General features: G+C 67.2%; 10 protein-coding genes. 2 read left to right on the top strand and 8 right to left on the bottom strand.

Going from position 1 to position 19,651, the window contains the following annotated elements; genetic code table 11:
* Positions 1 to 39 precede the first annotated feature (39 nt).
* The gene (locus tag AC1DB0_RS14230) at positions 40 to 1,656 is read right to left on the bottom strand and encodes a ShlB/FhaC/HecB family hemolysin secretion/activation protein (protein WP_476757167.1); all 1,617 of its coding nucleotides are present in this window, start codon (positions 1,654 to 1,656) and stop codon (positions 40 to 42) included.
* 169 nt (positions 1,657 to 1,825) lie between these two features.
* Between AC1DB0_RS14230 and AC1DB0_RS14225 the strand changes: the two genes are divergently transcribed.
* Positions 1,826 to 1,975 (top strand): hypothetical protein, encoded by a 150-nt coding sequence (locus tag AC1DB0_RS14225; protein WP_454669473.1) that lies wholly within the window; start codon positions 1,826 to 1,828, stop codon positions 1,973 to 1,975.
* Positions 1,976 to 2,115: 140 nt separating this feature from the next.
* On the opposite strand, the gene AC1DB0_RS14220 is transcribed toward AC1DB0_RS14225, so the two are convergent.
* The 4 genes from AC1DB0_RS14220 to AC1DB0_RS14205 all read right to left on the bottom strand — a co-directional run bounded on the left by AC1DB0_RS14220 (position 2,116) and on the right by AC1DB0_RS14205 (position 17,122).
* Entirely contained in the window at positions 2,116 to 14,868 is a 12,753-nt protein-coding gene (locus tag AC1DB0_RS14220; RefSeq protein WP_476757166.1) for a filamentous haemagglutinin family protein, read from the bottom strand.
* Positions 14,869 to 14,980: 112 nt separating this feature from the next.
* Entirely contained in the window at positions 14,981 to 15,919 is a 939-nt protein-coding gene (locus tag AC1DB0_RS14215) for a FecR family protein (protein WP_476757165.1), read from the bottom strand.
* 8 nt (positions 15,920 to 15,927) lie between these two features.
* On the bottom strand, positions 15,928 to 16,452 hold the full coding sequence (locus tag AC1DB0_RS14210) for an RNA polymerase sigma factor (RefSeq protein WP_476757164.1): 525 nt from the start codon (positions 16,450 to 16,452) through the stop codon (positions 15,928 to 15,930).
* A complete protein-coding gene (locus AC1DB0_RS14205) occupies positions 16,442 to 17,122 on the bottom strand; it encodes an STN domain-containing protein (protein ID WP_476757163.1) in 681 nt (226 codons plus the stop codon). The genes AC1DB0_RS14210 and AC1DB0_RS14205 overlap by 11 nt, the downstream gene beginning before the upstream one ends.
* 228 nt (positions 17,123 to 17,350) lie before the next feature.
* Between AC1DB0_RS14205 and AC1DB0_RS14200 the strand changes: the two genes are divergently transcribed.
* Complete coding sequence (locus tag AC1DB0_RS14200) at positions 17,351 to 17,716, top strand: hypothetical protein (RefSeq protein ID WP_476757162.1); 366 nt, start codon at positions 17,351 to 17,353, stop codon at positions 17,714 to 17,716.
* Positions 17,717 to 17,738: 22 nt separating this feature from the next.
* Here AC1DB0_RS14200 and AC1DB0_RS14195 read toward each other — a convergent pair whose 3' ends face one another.
* The 3 genes from AC1DB0_RS14195 to AC1DB0_RS14185 all read right to left on the bottom strand — a co-directional run bounded on the left by AC1DB0_RS14195 (position 17,739) and on the right by AC1DB0_RS14185 (position 19,650).
* Positions 17,739 to 18,104 (bottom strand): cupin domain-containing protein, encoded by a 366-nt coding sequence (locus AC1DB0_RS14195; RefSeq protein ID WP_054427862.1) that lies wholly within the window; start codon positions 18,102 to 18,104, stop codon positions 17,739 to 17,741.
* Positions 18,105 to 18,155: 51 nt separating this feature from the next.
* Positions 18,156 to 18,710 carry a helix-turn-helix domain-containing protein gene (locus tag AC1DB0_RS14190; protein ID WP_054427863.1) on the bottom strand — a complete coding sequence of 185 codons (555 nt, stop codon included), beginning with the start codon at positions 18,708 to 18,710 and terminating at the stop codon, positions 18,156 to 18,158.
* A 157-nt stretch (positions 18,711 to 18,867) separates the two neighbouring features.
* Complete coding sequence (locus AC1DB0_RS14185) at positions 18,868 to 19,650, bottom strand: aldolase (RefSeq protein WP_054427877.1); 783 nt, start codon at positions 19,648 to 19,650, stop codon at positions 18,868 to 18,870.
* Position 19,651: the final 1 nt, after the last annotated feature.

Genomic DNA, 19,651 nt, shown 5'->3' with positions numbered 1-19,651 from the left:
GGATAAGACTCCGGGGGTGAATGAGGAAACGGCGCGCGCTCAGAAGCTGGCGCGAACGCTGAAGTTCAGGCGGGGATCATGTTTGCGGGTGTTGGGGCCGTCTTTCAGCGGATAGCCCCAGTCCAACGAGCCGGACAACCAATCCAGCACCTGCATGCGGGTGCCCAGGCCGACGCTGGCCAGCGAGTAGCTGGAATCCTGTTCGGGCAAGGGGTCGCGCAGGCGCAGGCTGGCGGCGTCGGCAAAGGCGTAGAAGCGCCACTCGTTGACGTTCGCGCCCAGCCAGCGCGCAAGCGACGGCGTGCGCCATTCGACCGAGCCCAACACACCGTCGTCGCCCGTGCGTTCGGCGGCCAGGTAACCGCGCACGCTGGTCGCGCCGCCGGCCGAGAATTGCTCGTTGGACACGAGCGCGCCAGAGGCCAGCTGGAAAGCACCGCGCAGGCCCAGCTGCCAGTCGCCAAACAGGTTTTGCGTATGCGTGCCGTCGCCACGCAGCAAGGCGAAGCTGGGGCTGGCTTGATAGCGTTTGTCGTCGAATTCCTTCCAGTCGCTGCCTTGGTTGAAGAACGAACCGCTGGCGCCCACGATGGACAGGCCCACACTGCTTTGCGACGACTCGGAATAGCGGTAGCCGTTGTACGCAAGCGTGAACGGCAGGTACTTGATGGGAATCTGGTCTTCGTTGGCGCCAAAGCGGGTGGACTCGTCGAACTTCTTGTAGTCCAGGCCAACAGACAGCGAATTGCTCCAGTCGCCCTGCGGGTCCATCGTGTAGATGGCCGACAGCCCGAACGAATAGCCCTTGCCCAGCACGTTGGTGCCGCCGATGGTGGCCACGTTGCTGTCGCTCTTGTAGCCCGAGAATTGCAGGCCCCAGCGCGGCGCAAGCGGCATCGAGTACGAACCCGACCACACCTTGGCGTTGTCGGTTTCCTGGGGCGCGGTGAAGAACGTCAGGCTGACGGAATGCCCCAGCTGCCACAGGTTGTCGTAGCCCAGCGACGCGGTGCTGCGCAAACGCGTGGTGTCGGCGCTGTAGTCGTTGTTCAGGCCAACGCTGGCGTGCCAGGGGCTTTTGTCTTCGACCTTCAGGTCCACGTCCATCGTGCCGGGCATGCGCCCTTCCTTCACCACCGGCACCACCTGGCGGCTGGCGCCCTTGTTCAGGTTGGTCAGCTCGGCTTGTGCGCGGTTGAAGTTGGGCACTTCGCCTTCCTTCAAGGCGGGCACTTCGTCGCGGATCGTCAGCGGCGAATAGTGCTGCGCGCCCACCACCCGCACGCGGCCGACCTTGGTCTCGGAGACTTGCAGGAACACGATGCCATCGGCCACCTGCTGCTCGGGCAGGTCCACATACACCGACTGAAAGCCGCGTTCCTGATAGATCGTCTGCAAGGCTTCGCGCGCCGATTCAATATCGGCCAGCGTGCGGTCAGGGCCCAGGTAGGGGTAGACGGCGCGCTCGATGTCGCGCGCCTCAAGCACGGTGTTGCCCCGCACGATGTACTCGTTGATATTGACCAAACGTGCGGCGGCCTCGCCTGGCGCGCCCTGCGCCCCGGCTGCGTTGATCGCCAGGGCCAGAACAAGCGCTTGCGGCGCGCGGCGCAATATGGCGCGCAAGGCGCTGCCCCTACTGTCGAAATCATGCATAGCGATGCACTCAGTTCCTTGTGTGAAAACCGGTCAAATACCGGCTGCTACCGTGCAGCGCTTCGCGACAATCCCGTTACGGTTTTCGCCCGCAACCCTGCGTCTACAGCTTCTGCTTGTTACTAGACGTACTGGCACGCCCAAGACCACGCGTTGTAAGAAAAACTTCATGAAAAAAATCACGGCGGGAGTTCAAGGGGGCTGTCATGGCGCAGGGTTCGGCTTGGATGTCGGCTTGGATGTCGGCGTGAATGTCGGCGTGGATTTCCGCGTGGATCTCGGCGTGGATTCCCGCGTGGATTCTGGCCGCGCAAGATGACGGCGCTAGCGCTTCGTTGCGCAAATTTCCCGGCACGAATTCCTTGCCGAAAAAAAAGGCGGCCAGTGATCACTGGCCGCCTCATGACAAGGGGATGACGGCCAGCAACGCGCTGGCCGCCCCTGGCATCGCCTGTCCCGTCACATCGTCAGCTTGCGCCGCTCCTCCGCGCTCAAGGCCCCGGTTTCGCTGGCGTCCAACGCCCCCGCGCCCAGCACCTGTACGGCGCTGGCGGCGTCGTACTTCGGCGCGGCGGATGCCGATCCGCCCGACGGCGTGGTGGTGATTGCACCCGCCACCGGCTCGTCGCCATACCCCAGGATCTGCACATTGATCACCGACGGCTGGTTCTGGCGCGCTTCGTTCTGCGCACGCTGCGCGGAATCCTGCGCGGCGTTCACGGCGGACGTGGCGGCGGCGCTGGCGGACGACAACGCGCCGGTGTTGACGGACGCCGTCACCGGCACGCCCAAGCTGTCGCCTTGCGCCTGGATGTTGGCGGCGTTCACCACCTGCAAGGCCGCGATGTTCACGTTGCCCGACACGCGGATACCGGCTTCCCCCGCGTCAATCGTGCCAAGCGGGGCGTACAAGTCCACGTCGCCGGCCGGCACTTCCGGCAGCGGCGCCAGCGTAGCGATGCCCGCGCCGGTGCTGGGCGCGTTGGGCGACAAGGTCACGTTGCCAACGTCGTCGTAGACGCGCTTGGGCGGCGTGTACAACACCGTCGTCTTCGACCCCCGGCCGGCGTTGATATCGCCTTGGGCCGACCACGCGGTAATGCCGCCGCCAAAGGTCGTCATCACCCGGCTTTGGCCCAGCAAGATGCTGCCCTGCGCATACAGCTGGATGTTGCCCTCGCCCTGCGTGATGATGCCGGCGGTAGCGGGCGGCGCCACGCCTTCCACGCCAAACACCTGCTGCCCGCCCGGCGTCATCAGTTGGATGTCGCCGCCGAAAGTGCTGCGAATTCCGGCCGCGCCATACAGCGTCAGATCACCTTGATAGGCGCCCGGCGTGGTCTCGGGGAACAGCGTGGCAATGGCCTGGCGGCCGCGCAAATAGCTGCCGTTGCGCGGGTTGGCCTTGTCGTTGTATTCACGGCCACCGGCACGCAGCTCGGCAAAGTAAACCTGCCGCGCGAAGATGCGTTGCTGCTCGGCGGGCAGCGCCGCGAAATAGGCGCGCGCGTCGTCCGTGTTGCCGGCAAAACCGTAGCGCTGCGTCAGCCACAGCAGCAGTTCCGCTTCGTAGGTCTTGAACGCCAGGCCCTGGTCCACCAGCGGGCGGCTGGGGTCCGCCGCCATGGCCGGGTCCAGATAGCGCGCGATGAAGCCCGCGTAGTCCGGCCCCTTGGCGCCCACGCCCGCTTGCACGGCGATGGACGCGCCCGGGCGGCGATCACCCGGCAATACCGCGCCCAGGCTGGTGATGGACGCGCGGTCCGCCATCAGCACATGGCGGCCGGCAGACACTTCCAGCACGCCCGGCCCCGCCACCTGGAACGAGCTGTACAGGATGTCGCGGCCCGCCGACACGCGCGACACATCCAACGCGTCGCGGTGCAGGAACAGGTTACCGGTGGACGTCGCCGACGCGCCGCTTGCTCCAAAGAACAGGCCGTTGGTGGATGGCACGTCGGTCGACACGCCCGGCGCGGTGCCAGATGCCACGATGTCGCGACCCGCCATCATCCACACCGGCCCCGACGCTTCGTACCACGTCTGACCCACATTCGGCCCCTGCACAATCGCCAGCGCTTCGCCCGTGCGCAGCCCCACGATGTCGCCATCTCGGGCATAGAAGCGCGTGACGGTATTGGAACCCGCCGTGCTGGCCGTCAACGCATCGAAATAGAACAGGGGGAAGTGGGCGTCACGGCTGCCCGCGATGCCGTTCTCGCCCTGGTTGCCCAAGACGACATTCGAATTGGCCTCCGACGCGTAGCCCGAGAAGGCCGGCCGGAGCACACTGGCCACGCTGGCCGGGTCGGCGCCCGAGCGGTTGATGGCGTAACCGCCCGCGTAGATGGAATTGCCCGCCAGCATTTCCAGCTGGCCGCGCGTGCCGGGCGCCAAGGTCAGCGAGTACGGCAGGCCCGAATCTTCGTTGTTCAGATAGGCCGCCGACAACCCCGCATAGATGCTGCCGTCAAACGCCGTGGCGCGCAGGATGGACGGGTACAGATAGCGCCCGTCCGACGGCGACGTGTTGCGCCCTGTGCGCACCGCCAGGCCTTGCGCGCTATTCGACGTCTGGCGGCTGGGCGTGAGGTTGCCGCCCGCGCTCGACAGTTCGATGGCCGTGTTCTCCGTCCACATCGAGAACCAGCTGTAGCCGCCGCCATCGCGCAAGGTGCCGTCCGTCATGCGGTACGGGGTGCTGTTCGGCAAGGCGACACGGCCGGGGTCGCTCGCGCCGCCCACCACCAGATCGCCACGCGTATCCAGACGCATGACCGAGTCGCCAGGGATCAGCACCAGCCCGCCCGTGGCGCTGGCCAGCGTGGACACATAGGGGTCGTAGCCGCGGCTGTCTTTGGCGTCTTGCTGGTTGGCTTCGTTGCCGTACCGCAAGTCCAGGCCGCCCACCGCGCCGCCGGACAACTGCGCATGGCCGCGCAAGTTGATCAGCGCGCCTTGCAGATCCAGCGCGGGTTCGCCGTAATACGGCGTGGGGCCCGAGGTGGACGACACCACCCCGCGCGCGCTCTGCGTGGGGTTCAAGCCGCCGCCCACACGGATGTCGATGTCGCCGCCACCCGTGAGCGTCATGCCGCCGTCTGCCGCCACGCGGCCGGTGCTGCCCACGGCCACGATCAGGCCCTGGCTGCGCGGGTTGCTGATGGAGCCGCGCGATTCGATGTTGCCCGCATCGCCATCCACACGCACGCTGACGTTACCGCCGCCCAGCGCGCCAAAGCCCGTGAAGCCGACCAGCAGCGGCGTGTTGTCCTTGAATGCGGACGGTGCGCGGGTATAGCTGCCGAAGTTGATCCACCATGCGGTCGGCGTGTCGCCGCCGTTGGCGCTGCCGGTTCCTTGGCGCCACAGCCAGTTGCCGATGCCGACGCTGGGATCGATCACGCGCGCATCGTAGGGGCCGCCCGTGGACTTGCCCCACACGTCGCCGCGCAAGGCGCCACCCGTGTACAGGCTAAGGTTGCCGCCCGCTTCCGGATACCACGCCTGATAGCCGGCGCCCGCCGTCACAAAGGGCTCGTACGTGGTCGAATGATCATCACCCAGCACGGTGGCTTCATAGCGGCCGCGCGGCAACTGGTAAGCCGGCGCCACGTTGGCCGATTGCGTACCCGCCGTGTAAACGCCATAGGCCGACATCAGGCTGATATCGCCGCCCGCCGCTAGGTTCAGGTCGCCCGTGCCGGTGCGCAAGACGCTGAAGTTCTGCGTGTGCGCGGTGACCGTGGTCGACGATTTGTTCTCGTAGCACTGGTCGGCGGATAGCTCGCAGTTTTTGAGATCTTCGTCCGCCACGGGCGAGCCTGCGGGATGCCCGAACCAGTTATCCGGCCCCCACGCGATGGCGGGTGGCGGCACGCATAGGCCTTCAATCACGTCACACAGCCACAGCAGGTCCTCCGGCACGGGTGAGTACGGGTCAAAGCCCGACAGCTCCGCCTCGGGTGCCCAGACCAGACGCGCGCCTTGTATCAGGCTGGCGTTGTAGTGCGTGTCGGCCAGCGTGAGCTTGCCGGCGTTCGGGCCGGGCAGCACACGCAACGGATCGGCGGCGTCCAAGTCCGCGCCCGCCACCAGTTGCACCGACCACGACTGGCTGCCTGCCGGCAGCATCTGCGCCACCGCCCAGTTGCGCCGCTGATCCGCCGCCGTGCCGGGGCGCAGCTCCACATAGTCCACGCCGTCGGGAAACACCAGCTTCGTTTGCGACGGAATGAAGGCGCCCTGCTTGAGCGTGATGCTGCCGGCCATCAGCAGCACATTCGGCTCATAGCCTTGCGTGGTGTGCAAATTGGGCAAGGCCACGTTCGCCGGCCACGTGAACGCCTGCATGGCGGTGCCTGCCGTCAGCACGGTGCCTGCGCCCAAACGCGTGCCAACGGGCAAGTCCACCGCTTGCTTGAGGATGCTGCCCGCCGCGTACAGCAACTGCCCCGAAGCGTCGCGCACATCGCCCGACAACACCGTGCCTGCGGCGATCGACAGCGCTTGATTCAACGCAGCTTCGACCGGCAGGCGCGTGCCAGCGGCCAGCGTCGTCGCCTGCAACGGCAAGGCGTAGTTCAGGGTTTTACCGCCCGGGAATTCCGTGCCATCCGCCAGTACGACGCCGCCGCGCGGCAACACCACGTCGCCGCCAAAGGCTTGCGCACCCGGCGTCAGAATCCAGCCATGCTCGTCATCGGGCGTGGCCTGCGGCGGCGCGAAGCCGTCGTTGATGCTGCCATACACATCCAGGTTGCCCTTGGCGCGCAGCGTCAGCGCACCCGCTTCGCCCGAGCCATAGGCGGACGTCATCGCCGAACGCGGGTTCAGGCTGGCGTAGCGATAGCGCGACAAATCCAGGTCGCCTTGCACGACCAGATCACCGTCGCTGGTCTTGCTGACAATCTCCACGCCCGGACGCAGATGGAACACATCGCGGTAGGTGGCGTTGTTCAGGCCGGCCAGCTTGCCGTTCAGCAGATTGCCGTTGGCCAGCGCATTGCCGATGAACGTTGCGCTGTCGCCATGCAGGGTGTCCAGGTAGGCCTGATCAATGATCTGATAGCTGCGGCCATTCGCACGATCCGCCGCGTCGCCGGGGCGGGCATCGTCATAGCGCTGCGTGGCGACCACCGAGATGGACTTGGCGCCGTCGATGGTGACGGGGCCGCGCGCCTCGATGGCGATATCGCCATAGGTCGCGGCCGCGCCGCCGTTGATACCCGCGTTGCCGGCCGCATCAATACGCGGCGCCAGCAAGTCCAGCGTGCCGCGCGATGCGCCGTCGTGCTGGCCCGCGCCCGTGCCGGGCGCGGCGGACGTGCCATGGCGCAAGTCGATGCGCGCGCCGCTGGCCAAGGTCAACACGCCGCGGCCGGCGTTCAATTCCACCACCGCCCGGTTGGGCGCGTCGATGATCTTGCCGTAGCTGTCCACGCGCAGCACGGTGCCGTGCGCATCCAGCACCGCGTTCGAGGCCAAGGTCAGCCCATCGCGCGCAGCCATGCGGATGCGGCCCACGCGTTCTCCGCTGGCGTCAACCAGGCCGGCCACCGTCAGGCTTCCGCTGTCGATCGACAGGTTGATGTCGTTGGCGCGCAGCGTATTGCCCACCGTCAGGCTGCCTTGCTTGAACTGGAAGCTGCGCGCGCCGGTGACACCACCGTCATTCAAGCGCTGGTTCAAGGCGTCGAAATCCGTGCTGAGCGAACCCGCCGCCCCCAGATGCTGCGCGCGGATATCGATGCTGCCCGCGCGGTACGGCACGGCAGTGCCGCCCGCATCGTAGTACCCCGAGCTTGCGCCCAGAAGGCGGCCTTGCAGGTCCACCACCCCGGCTGACGCCGCGAGCGCGTCGGCCCGCAGGCTGCCCGCGTTGTTCTGCTGCGCCGACACATCGATCAACGCCCCGCCTTCCTGCCGGATGCTGCCCTGGCTGCTTTCCAGGATGACGTCACCGCCCCAGCTGTAGCGCATCACATCGTTGAACGCGATGGCGCGCCCGGACAGGTCAATCTGCGATGCCCCCGTCAGCAAGACGCCATCGCGCCCTTGCACCGTTAGCTTGCCGCTGGGCAGCACGATCCGGCCGTCGATCTGCACATTCGCGCCAGACAGACTGATCTCGCCTCCCAAGTCCTGCACCGCCGCCGCTTGCCCGCCCGGCATCGCCGCCAGACGCACATCGCCGCCCGCGGTGAGCCGGTTGACGGAGCTCGCCCCGCCGGTCAGCAGCGGCGTATTCAGATTCAAGTTGCCGCCGCTATAGGCGTAGCGTCCCGTCGTGCTGTCGAACGCGCCTTGCGATGCGTAGACCGACAGGCTGCCGCGATGGTTGGCCGTGATGCGGTCGCTGGCGTTCAAGTTGACGTTGGCAAAGCCCAACGCCAAGCGCGCGTTGTCATCCTGGCCATCCGGCTGGGCGCCTTGCGCGTAGCCGAATTCGATGCGTTCGGCGTCGAGTCGCAGCGTGCCTTTACCCGTGCCGGCGCCGCCCGCCACCACTGCGCCGGGCGCTTGCGTGGCGCCGTTCCAGATCAGGTTTTGCGTGCGGATGCTGGCCTCGTCGCCCGCGTCGCCATAGCCATAGATGGCCGGCGTGCCAAGGGCCAGCGTGGCCAGGCTGTATTTGCCGGTGACGGGGTCGCGTGTGTCCAGCGCCACGGTGCCGTAGAAGTTCATGGCTTCGCGCGCGGTCAGCGTCAGGACTTCCAGCGCGGGCGCGCCCGTGCTGGTGTCGCCGCGCAGCAGACGGCCCAGAATGTCCTGGTTCAGCGTCAGCCCGCTGGGCAAGATGCCGCGCGCCGCCGCGTTCGCCAGCGCCTCGGCCGTACCGGCGTTCACCGCGCCCACGGCCAACGCCAGGTTGCGGGTGCCGTAGCGCACCTGCTCGCCCAGATCAAAGGTGCCGTTGGTGGCGGCGGCGATGGTGCCTTCGGAGTACAGACCCGTCACGCCGTCGCAAGCCGACGCCGCGCAGGTGCCGACGCGGATGGCGCCCGAGGCCAGCGCGTCGGGCGCCAGCACGTCCAGACGGCCATTCGATACCGCCAGCAAACTGGCCTTGCCGGGCTGGAAGGCGTAGCCGCTGGACGAATCCACCGACGGCGCACCTCGGCCCAGCGTTGAAATGCCTGCACCCGCCTCAAGCTCGATCGTGCGCGACGAGATCAGCACTTCCGGCCCCGTCAGTTGCGCACCGGCCCGCAGCACGACATTGTTGGCGGACGCCTGGAAGGTGTAGAAACGCCCGCCCTGCCCGTACTGCACCATCGGCAACGCGCCGATGATCAGCCGGCTGGCGCCCAGCGCGGTCAGCGCATCGGCTTGCACCGACGTGCCATCGAACCCCGCCGTGGGCGACTGCCCCGCCGCCAGAATTTCTACCGTCGTGCTTCCGCCATTCAGCGCCACCGCGCCGCCAAAACCACCCTGCGCCGCCTTGAAGTTCGCCAAGCCTTCGAAGCTCAGCGCCTGCCCGTCGGCGGACCCGGGGTGGATCGCCAGCCGCAAGGTGCGCGCATCGGCGGGCAGCATGGCGCGCGGCACGCCACGCGTCACGGCGTCCGCCGCCACAAAGCTGGCGTAGCTCATCTCGTTGTATTGCGACAGCGTGCGCAGCACCTTCGCCGGGGTCAGGATGACCGCGCTGGCCAGCGGGTTCGCCACGTTGGTGCCTGCCGTCGACAAGGTGCCGCTGGCCGCCCACGACTGGTTGCGCATCTGCATCGGCGCCACCGCCGCGCCTGCCGACGCACCACCGTTGATTTCGACGCGGAACGCGCCGGGCAGCAGGGCATAGGTAGACGGCATCAGCGTGTAGGTGCCGGCCGGCAAGCCAGGCACGCCTGCACCCAGCGTAATCTGCTGGCCCACGCCCGGTGTGGAGGCACCGGCCTCGCCACCCGACGGCGCTACGGGGGCTTGCGCGCCCGGCACAATCGCGTAGACCGGGTTGCTGGCCAGCCCCGGCAAGGTGAACCCGCCATTGGGATTCATGCGGACCAGCGGCGCATAGCGCGCATCGGTTGACCCCCCACGGCCCGACACGAAGCCCGCGCCCGTCAGTTCACCGCCGCCCGACAGGTCGATCTCCGAGCCCGGCATCGCGTCCACGTCGCGGAAGCCCAAGGTAATACCGGTGCGCAGGTTCGCCTGCCCATCCACGCCGATTGCGCCGCCCACGCCCACCAAGGACACGTCCGCACCCTTGAACTTGTACGACACGCCATCGGTCGTGCCGCCGTATGGCATGAGCAGGCCCGCGCCGCTGACGGACGTGACGCTGCCCGGCAACAAGGTCAGACGTTGCGTGCCCATCAGTTCGCCCAGATCGCCCAGCGTGATCGCGCCCAACGGCGCACGCAGCACACCGCCCTGCTCCACCGTGGTGGCGGCCAGACGCAAGGTGCCAAACGCCGAATAGGGCGTTGCGGGCAATGCGTCCGTCGTCCCTTCGTGGCGGCCGATCCGCAAGCTGCGGTCCGGGTCAAAGCCCTGCGTGCCGTCCGGCTTGCGCGTGTAGCCCGCCAGCACTTCGGCTTCGGCGCCCGTGGCGGGATAGATCTGCGCGGCGATCAGCTCCAGATCGCCCCGGGTCCACAGACGCGAGCGCGGTTCGTTGTCGTTGTTCGCCAGAAAGCGCAGGTCGCCCGCGCTGTCCAGCGTCACCCGGTCAAAGCCGCTGCGTGCAATCGCCAACGCGCCGCCCACGCCGCGGTTGATCGAGCCCTGCGTGCCGAAGGACAAGCTGTTGCCCACATCCAGCAGGCGGCCGGCGCGCACGGTGAACGTGCCCTCGCCCACATCCGCCGCGTCGGCGAACAACACGCGCGGGCGCAATACGCCCGTGGTGGCCGCGTACTTGCCTAAGCCGGACAAGCGCACATACGACGACGCCAGTTCGACGCGTGTCTGGGCATCGGCCTCGGGCGCCAGTGAGAATGCGCCGGCGTACAGACGCAGGCTTTGCGGCGTTGCGACGCGGACGTCGCCATCGAAAGACATCAGGCCGTTGGACAACAGCCCCAGATGATCAAAGCCACCGCCGGCCAGCAGACGCGCCGAGTCCAACCGGGTTTGGCCATAGCGCAGGCCATCGTCCGCCTCGCCCGGCTTCAGGTCGGCGTTCAGACCCTTGCTGCCGCCGCCTGCCGCCAGCACCAGTTCGCGCGGCACCTGCACATCCATGCCTGCGGCGCCCTCCCCCGCGACGCGGTAGAGCGGCGTTTCCAGCGCAATGTCCAAGGTGCCACCCGACGCGTTCGCCCCACCCGCCCGCGCAATGAACGTGCCGTCCAGATACAGGCCGTTGTACGAGCTAAGCGAAATCCGGCCGCCGTCGCGGTTCAGTTGCACCGGCCCCACGCCGTTAACATCCACCAGCGCACTGGCGCCCGATGCATCCAGCACCGCACCCGGCCGGACAATCACATACGCATCGGCGGACGTTGCGGTTGCGCGGTCGTGATCGATCTCGCCTCCGATCACGATGACGCCGCCCGCATCCGCCACGCCATAGCGGCGGCCCTGCGCGTCGACGCCCGTTTCCGCACGGCCGGCGACATTCAGCACGGCGTTTTCGCCAATCCAGATTGACCGGTTGTGCACCTCGCCAGCGGCCGTATCGAATGACTCGGCCACATCCAGCGTGCCGGTGCGCAATTGGCGGATATCAATCTTGCCGCCCGCCGCCGTCAACGCGCCGGATACGGTGATCTGCCCCGCGCCCAGCAACTGAATGGTCTGGCCCGGGTCCACGTTTACCTGCGCGCCCCGGCCGATGTTCAACTCGGCATCGGTGTCAGCGCCCGCTGGCGCCAGCGTGCGTCCGCTTTGCAGCAGCAGGCTTGCGCCGCGCCGCCGCGTGGCCGTGCCTGCCACGATGTCGTGCTGATACAGCGGCGGCAACCAGGTGTCCAGCACCGCCGACGGATCAGAGCCCGTGGGCAAGCCCGCCGCGCCCGACACCAGGCGCGAGACCGGCATCAACACATCGACGCGAGCATCCTCAGCCACCGTCAGGCCCTTGCGTCCGGTCACCTCGTAGCGCGCATAGCCTTGCTGAAAGAACGGGGCGGCAAGCGTCAGTACGTCTGCGTCAGCGGCGGCGGGTTGTGCGCCGGACTCAACTCCGGGTTGGGTGCCGGATTCAACGCCGCGTTGCGCACCGGATTGGGCATCCGTTTTTTCACCAAGGTTGCCAACCACAGCCACCTTGCCCGCCACCACCGTCAGCGTTCCCCCGCCTTCCACGCCGTAACCGCGCAGTTCGGCGCCCAGGGTCACCACGCCGCCCGAGCCGTCATTCCCGGCCACCGCATCAATCGTGGTGTTGCCGCCCTTGCCGCCCGTCACCTTGTTCTTCTTGCCCAGCAACGCGCCCGAGCTGACGTCAATCACGCTACCGGCGTCCAGCTGGATGTCTCCGCTGCTGCGCACCGAGACCGAACCGCCGTTCAAGTACGGCATGCCGGCGGTCTGCTCAGGCGACATCGCCAGGTTCGTCCACATGCCCCGGGTGTCCAGACGGCTGCGGCTGCTCAACGTCACGTTCGGCTGTTCTGCCACGCCCGAAAAAGTGTCCACTGCCCCAGTCGCCGAGAACTGATTCAGCACATTGCCCAGACGGATGCTGCCCGCGCGCGCGGTCAGCGTGGCATCCACCGACACCTGGTTCGCGAACAAGGTGATGTCGCCCGACGGCCCCACCGTCAGGTCCGACTTCACCGTAATGTCCTGCGCCGCAATCTTGATGGCGCCCAGCTTCGCGCGGTTCAGCTGCGCCGTGTCCAGATGCAGAATGCCCGTGCGGTCCTCGGGCAAAGCCGTGTCCAGCTCCAGCCCGGCCGCAATGGCGGCCACCTGATCAGACAGCTGAACGTGCTGGATCGTCGCCTCCGACATGCCCAACGCGTATTGCAACGCCCCCGTGCTCTTGACGTAGTACGGCGTGTACGTGCCGGCAATCAGTTGCGCGCCGCGCGCCGCCGCGCGTTGTGATTGCTGATAGCCGTCCAGCCCGGCCTGCGCGGCGGCGGTCTGGCGCTCGCCCTGATAGGTCTCGCCCACCAGCTCGCCTTCCAGCACGGCGCTCTTCGTGCCGATGACCAGCCGGCCCGCATCGCGGCCCACCGTGTAGCCGGTCTCGAAGCGTTCCTTCGGCGCAATCAGCGGGTTGTAGAAATAGTGCGTCTGGCCCCAGCGCTCGTGCGTGGCCTCGTAGCCCTTGTACAAGCCCGTATACGCCAGGTCACCCGGCGCGCTCGACACCTCGTACAGCCGGCCATCCACCGCCCGCAACCACGTCTGCTGGATCTTGCCGTCCTGCACATCCAGCGTGCCGCCCGACACGTTAATCTGCGACCCCGCGCGCGTCACGACGTCGCCGCCGGTGAATTCAACGTTGCCGCCCTGCGCCATCCATTCGTTGACGGCATGGCCTTGCGTGCCCAGATACCCGCTCACTTCCAGCAGGCCGCCGGCCGTGTACCAGCGGTCGGTGGCGTAGCCGTTGGTGCCGGCCGGCACCAGGACGAGGTCACGCGCATCCACCCAGATGTCGTTGCTGTTCAGCTTGCCGCTGTCGCGGTTGATCGGCGCATCGCGCTGCTCATTGCCCTGCACGTTGATCTTGACGCTGTTGTTTTCCATGGCCACGGGCACGCCCACGGCGCCGGCCACGTCCAGGATGGCGCCCTCGCGCACCAGGCTGCGCTTGGCGGCCTGCACGGCGATCTGGCCGCCCGTGGCCAGCGTGATGGAACCGGATGCGAAGTCCACCGTGCCAGCGCTTGAGATTTCCACGCGCGACAGTTCGCGGCGGTCGGCGCCCGCCGCCACAATCGGGGAATTGGCAGCGGTCGTGGCCGCAGGCGCGCGCAAGCCGTCGCGCTGGCTGTCCAGCGCCAGTGCGCCGCTGCGGTCCAACAGAATGGCCGTGGTGCTGCCTTCGGCCAAGGTGATCTTGCCGCCGTCGCCCAAGGCGTTCAGGTGCACCGTGCCGCGCGTGTCAACAGACGTGCTGGACAGCACCACGCCGCCTTGCACGACATCGCCGCCCGTCAACGTTACGTCGCCCATTGCGGCCTGCATCAGACCCGTGTTCACCACGCGGCCAGGCGTGCCGCCGGGGGTGACTTCGTTGCCCTTGGTCGTGGACGCAAGATTGCCCGACGTGCCTTGGCCGCGCTTGATCACAAAGCTGTCGCCCGCGGCCATCAGCGTCTGGCCGGACGGGGTGTTGATGGCGCCCGCGTTCGCGCCTTCCTTGCCCAGCAGCAGCACATACCCGCCGCCCGCGGTCGACGAGGCCGGGGCCGCCGTCTGGATCAACGCGCCCGCTTGCACATCGATGTTGCCGCGCGCATCCAGGAAGGTCGGCTGCGTGCCGTTGTCGGCGTACAGGCCCTTGTCGCGGAATTGGGCATCCGTGATCGTGGCGGCCGCGGCCACCAGGTTGCGCGCGTTCACCTGGCTGGTGCCGGTGAAGATCACGCCGTTCTGGTTCACCACCATCACGGTGCCATCAGCCTTGATCGCGCCCTGAATCTGGCTCGGCTTGGCCGCCGCGCCCACCACCCGGTTCAGCACCGCATCGTCGGTGCCCTGCTTGAATTGCAGCGTCGTGTTGCGGCCGACGTTGAAGGTGTCCCAGTTCAGAATCGCGCGCGACTGCGTCTGTTCAATGGTGACGATCTGGCGTCCGTTTTCCACGCTGGGGGTCGCGGCCTTCGCGCCTTCCCATTTGGCCAGCTCGCCCTTGGCCACCGACAAGCCGCCTTCGACAAGACCATCGGGGGCATCGCCGCCATTGTTGGCGGCGGCGGCTGCACGTGCCGCCGCCTGCGCCGCCTGCTGCGCCGCGACGGCCGCCGCCGTGCGGTTCAGGTTGTCTAGCGAGCGCTGCAATTGCTGACGCGACTGCGCCTGCTGGCGCGCGCTGTTGCCAATGCCGGCCAGGCTGCCATCAGGCATGCGGCCCGTGCGCTGCGCGGTGGATTGCACCGCGTTCTTGTCAGAGAACCAGCCCGGGCTGAAGGCGCGCTGCTGCGCCTGCGCGGCCCCGCTTGCGCTGCCCGCAATCAGCAGCGCCGTCACAGCCTGGGATAGCGGCGTCGGACGCCACTTCGGGCGCGCCCGCGCCGGTGCGGTCCCCGTGTTTCGCTTGCTGCCCATTCCCGACATCCGTGCCTGCATGATCGCCATCCCTTGTTCCAATCGCGCGTGTTCGTCACCTAGAACAAGACAGACGGATGGAAAAATGCCGACCGGCACCCTGTCACAAATAATTCATCAAGGGGCCGTCTTTGTGGCGCGCTTATGACAGCAACACGACGCCTGCGGGCAGATGTGTCACACGCGCGCCATACGCGTCGCGGATCAAGCGTTCGGCGTCGGCCACCTGCGCCAGCGAAAAACGCGCCTGCACCAGACGCTTGCCCAGCTGTTCATTCATCAGCACCAAACGCCCGCGCCGATAGCGGTTCAGCTCGTCCACCACTTGCGCCAAGGGCTGCTGATTGAATACCAGCCAGCCTTGCCGCCACGCGGTCACGACATCGGGGTCCACCTGCACCGGCGGCATCACCCGCGCATCGTCGTAGCGCAGCTCGCGGTTGGCCACGACATCGAACACGCCCTGCGCATGCACCAGCCGCAACGCGCCCGACAGGCAGCACAGCCGCGCCTCGCCATCGATGTAGCGCAAGTTGAAGGTCGCGTCGCGCGCGGTGATGCGGCCCTTGCCGGCCACCACGACAGCGGGCGTGGAGCCGCTGCGGATTTCCGCTTCGCCATCAGCCAGCTCAATGACCGCGCCATGCGCATCGCTGCCCACATTGATGCGCGTCAGCGTGTTCATGTCCACGTCCAGCGCATTGCCCAGCGACACGCGCCGCTGTTCGCCCGCGGCCGTGCGATAGTCCGCGCCCAAGGTATCCACGCCGGGCCACAGGCCCAATGGCGGCTTGAACGCCAGATAGGTGGCGGATGCCGCCAACGCGCCCCCAAGAAAGGCGCGCCGGCCCGTCACGACAGGTTTGCGCTTGCGCGCCGCCACCACGTTTTGAATCGCCGGCCCCACGTTTTGCCACAGCTGCTTCTGCTCGGCAAAGGCGGCCTGATGCCGGGCATCCGCGCCCAGCCAATGGCGAAACGCTTGCGCATCGTCCTCAGTGGCGCGGCCCGACGTCAACGCCAGCAGCCACGCCCGCGCCTCGCGCGACGCCGCGTCTTCGTGCTTGTTTCTTCCGGGCATGCTCATCGTCAACGCCATGGTTCTTCGTCCTGGTGCAACTCCCGCGCGCAATGTTCCAGCGCACGCTTGAGTTCTTTGGAGACGATGCGTTCCGACACGCCATAGCGGCGCGCAATCTCCGCGTGCGGCAAGTCGTGCACCCGCGCGGCCAACACCATCTGCTGCGTGCGTTCGGGCAATTTGCGCAGCGCGCGCCCGAAGGCGTCGATCTGATTGCGGCCCTGCGCAATACGCGCGGGGTCTGCGGCCTCGTCCGTGATGTGGATCAGTTCACTGATCTCTACCCCCGTCAGCAAACGGGAATCCCGCCGCCGCTGGTCTTCCGCGATGTTCAACGCCACCCGGAAAAGATAGGCCGCGGGCTGTTGAATCGACGCGCTAGCGGGCAGATCATTGACCTTCAAGAACGCTTCCTGCATCGCATCGTGCGCCAGGTCTTCCGACCCCAGACGGCGCTTGAGCTGATTACGAAAATCGTTGTAGCGCTCAAGAAACAAGGAACGCAACGACGTGTCGGCCGGCTTATCCCGCATGGACGGCTCCCGGCATATCGGCGCATTCCGCCGCACTGCGCGGCGTCAACAACACCGTCAACGGTTGCGGCAAGGTAGCAGGCAACGGGCCGATCACCACGCCGCGCAAGGCCGCTTCCAGCCGGTCATCCAGGCCAGCCTGTCCGGTAGAGGCCACCCAGCCCACGCGCGTCACGCGCCATGCCTTGTCAAACCACAGCTGCACCAGCGCACGATAATTGCCCGGCTGCGTGGCCGCCGCGGCGCACAGGGCGCGCTTCAATGCGCCCTGCACGACGGCGGCGTAAGGCGTATCGCGCAGGCGCTTGCCCGAACGCGCGGTGGCCGCGGCCGACTCATCCGGTTTCGCCACCAGCGTGAACGAGCGCTCGCTGGCGTAGCGGATCGCCAAGGGCGAATCGACCAGCAGCTTGCGCAGGGCGTCGCCCGGCGTATAGCGGCCGACAACTGCCGGGGCCTGCCGGCCCGCCGTCAAGGTACTGTCGACCAGCACCGTCAGGCCGCTGGCCAGACTGTATTCGACCAGCGCCTGCGCCAGCGGCTGCGCCGCAATCGCAAACTCAATGGGCTTGGCAGGCGGCGCGGCCCCGGCTGACGGCGCCAGCGCCAGCAGGCCCAAGGCCAGACAAGCGCGCAGCGCCACGCCACGCCCCTTGAAGGCGCCGCTCATGAACGTGACCGCAAGGGGGAAGTGCCTGACATGGCCGCCACACAGGACGCCTGGGCGCCCGCCCTAACAAAAGCCGCCATGCTAGAGGCGCTGAATGACGCATTCGTGACACGACGCGCCCCCCGCACGCGCCGCCGCCACGCAACGGTCACCTGCGCGCCCGTGGCCGTCCCTATACTTTGCGGATTGCACCGGCTGCAACAGGCCGGGTTTGTTCAAGGAGCGCGCATGCGCACAGTGTCACGGGTGATTGGCTTTGTTGTGTTGGCGCTGGCCGGGTCGCCGTCGTTCGCGGCCGACACGCAACCCGCCGCCGCAGCCGGCGCATCCGGCGCACGCGGTGCCCCCGCGCCCGCCGCAGCAGGCGGCGCCTGCATCGAAACCGAGGTCAACGGCTATCGCGCGCTGTCCTATGACTGTCTGAACCAGAAGATGGCGCCTGCTGCGCCGGTGAGGCCCGCTCCGAGTTTGGAGTCTGAAGCCGTCACGCAGCGCCCGCCCAATCAGATGGGCCTGCCCACGCCGGCCACCATTGGCAACCGCATGGGCAATACGTTCGGCACGTCAGCGTATCCGCAACGGCCACAGCCGTAACGGGCATGCGCGTGGATGCGCGTCAGGCCAGGCGCGTGATGAAGTAGATCTTCTTCACGAATTGGTCCACTTCCCAGCGGCCCGTGTAGCCCTCGGGCATGACGAAGGCCTCGCCCACGGTCAGTTCATGCACGGTGCCGTCGGGGTCGACCAGCCGGGCCGAACCTTCGATGATGGTGCCAAATTCGATATAGCCCGTGGTGTTTGCCTGGAAGACGCCCGCCGTGCTTTCCCACACGCCGGCTTCCGCCTTGCCCGCATTGCCTTCAAAGGCGGTCACCGTCAGAAAAGCAGCGTCGCCCGAAATCGGGCGGCGGGGCTTGCCCGGCACCGGGTTCATCAGCGGGCCGGTATCGATGCGGACCAGCCGCGATTGATCATGTTTCATGAGATCCCTGTGTGTCGTTATCGGTTTGTGCGTTGCCGGCGTCCCGGCGAATCAATGCGCCGCCACCACCAGCACCTCGGCCAGGGCGCGGCTGACAGTGCGCATGCGATGCGGCAGTTCGGAATCAAAGTAGACGGAATCGCCCGTGTCCAGGCGGAACTGGCGTTCGCCCACTTGCACTTCTATCGACCCTTTGATCACCAGCAGGAACTCTTCGCCCGGATGCGGAAACACCGCGGCGGCGTCTGGAAAGTCGCGCGGCGGATGCACCACAAAGGGTTCCATCGCCTTGACCTTGCGGCGCCCGGCCAGCGATTCGTACCGGTATTCCGCGCCCAAGCCGCCTCGTTGCAGGGCTTCGCGGTCGGCCACGCGCACCACGCTGACCACTTCGTCTTGCGCGGCGTCGTCCGCCCCCACCAGTTGCGACACGCCCACGCCATAGGCTTCTGCCAGCCGCAGCACGGTGGAGATCGACGGCTCGCTCAAGCCCCGCTCAAGTTTGGAGAGGTAGCTTTTGGTCAGGCCCGTACGTTGCGCCAGCTGTTCCAAAGACAGGGATTGCTGGCGGCGCAGGGTGCGAAGGCGGTGCGGCAGGTCGATCATTGGGGCAAGGGTCGAAAAGACGACCGGTAAGCATGCCCGAAACCGGCCCGGCCGTCGAGCGGGCAGCATCTTCCTGCCCCGCTGCGCTCCGCTCGCCTCTGCCTGCCGCCCCCGCCACAAAACGCCCGCAGACGCCAGCAGACGCCAGCTGCCCCGGTTACGCCAATACGTCCGGATGCGCCCGCAGCGCCCGACGCGCGTAGTACGAAAACCCCACCTGCGAGCGCTTGGGCGTCAGAATCCAGTCGTGCGCCTCGCGGCCCAGCGCCGGCGGAATCGGCTGAATCTTGCCCGCCGACATCGCCAACAACTGCATGCGCGCCGCGCGTTCGAATTGCAGCGCCAGCACGCAGGCCTCTTCGACCGAGCCGGCCGCAATCAGCATGCCGTGGTGCGACAACAAGATGGCGCGCTTGCTGCCCAGCGCCGCCGAGATGATCTCGCCTTCTTCATTGCCCACCGGCACGCCCGGCCAGTCCTTCAAGAAGGCCACGTCGTCGTACAGCGTGCAATTGTCCATGTGCGAGACCTCAAGCGGCACCTCCAGCATCGACAGCGACGCCACATGCAGCGGATGCGTGTGAATGATGCAGTTCACGTCCGGACGCGCGCGGTAAATCCACGAATGAAAACGGTTGGCCGGGTTGGGCATGCCCCCGCCTTCCTGCACACGCAGGTCTTCGTCCACCACCAGCAGGTTGCTGGCCGTGATCTCGTCAAAACCCAGCCCCAGCCGCTGCGTGTAATAGCGGCCCGGCTCCGTCGTGCGCGCGGTGATCTGCCCGGCCAGACCAGAATCGTGACCGCCATCGAACAAGATCCGGCACGTCAGCGCCAGGCGCTCGCGCAGGCTCCATTGCGGCGTCTCGAACTGACGCTGCATTTCGGCTTGCGCCCGCGCGATCAGTTCGTCTTTTCCCAGGTGCATCGTATCGTTCATC

Source organism: Achromobacter sp. 10T422 (genome assembly GCF_056394065.1).
This window is presented reverse-complemented; position numbering and strand designations above follow the sequence as displayed.

Coding starts and splice junctions, on each gene's coding strand:
- AC1DB0_RS14195 (WP_054427862.1), bottom strand. CDS start 18,104: ATGAAACATGATCAATCGCGGCTGGTCCGCATCGATACCGGCCCGCTG.
- AC1DB0_RS14225 (WP_454669473.1), top strand. CDS start 1,826: ATGAAAAAAATCACGGCGGGAGTTCAAGGGGGCTGTCATGGCGCAGGG.
- AC1DB0_RS14210 (WP_476757164.1), bottom strand. CDS start 16,452: ATGCGGGATAAGCCGGCCGACACGTCGTTGCGTTCCTTGTTTCTTGAG.
- AC1DB0_RS14230 (WP_476757167.1), bottom strand. CDS start 1,656: ATGCATGATTTCGACAGTAGGGGCAGCGCCTTGCGCGCCATATTGCGC.
- AC1DB0_RS14215 (WP_476757165.1), bottom strand. CDS start 15,919: ATGCCCGGAAGAAACAAGCACGAAGACGCGGCGTCGCGCGAGGCGCGG.
- AC1DB0_RS14200 (WP_476757162.1), top strand. CDS start 17,351: ATGCGCACAGTGTCACGGGTGATTGGCTTTGTTGTGTTGGCGCTGGCC.
- AC1DB0_RS14220 (WP_476757166.1), bottom strand. CDS start 14,868: ATGGCGATCATGCAGGCACGGATGTCGGGAATGGGCAGCAAGCGAAAC.
- AC1DB0_RS14190 (WP_054427863.1), bottom strand. CDS start 18,710: ATGATCGACCTGCCGCACCGCCTTCGCACCCTGCGCCGCCAGCAATCC.
- AC1DB0_RS14205 (WP_476757163.1), bottom strand. CDS start 17,122: ATGAGCGGCGCCTTCAAGGGGCGTGGCGTGGCGCTGCGCGCTTGTCTG.
- AC1DB0_RS14185 (WP_054427877.1), bottom strand. CDS start 19,650: ATGAACGATACGATGCACCTGGGAAAAGACGAACTGATCGCGCGGGCG.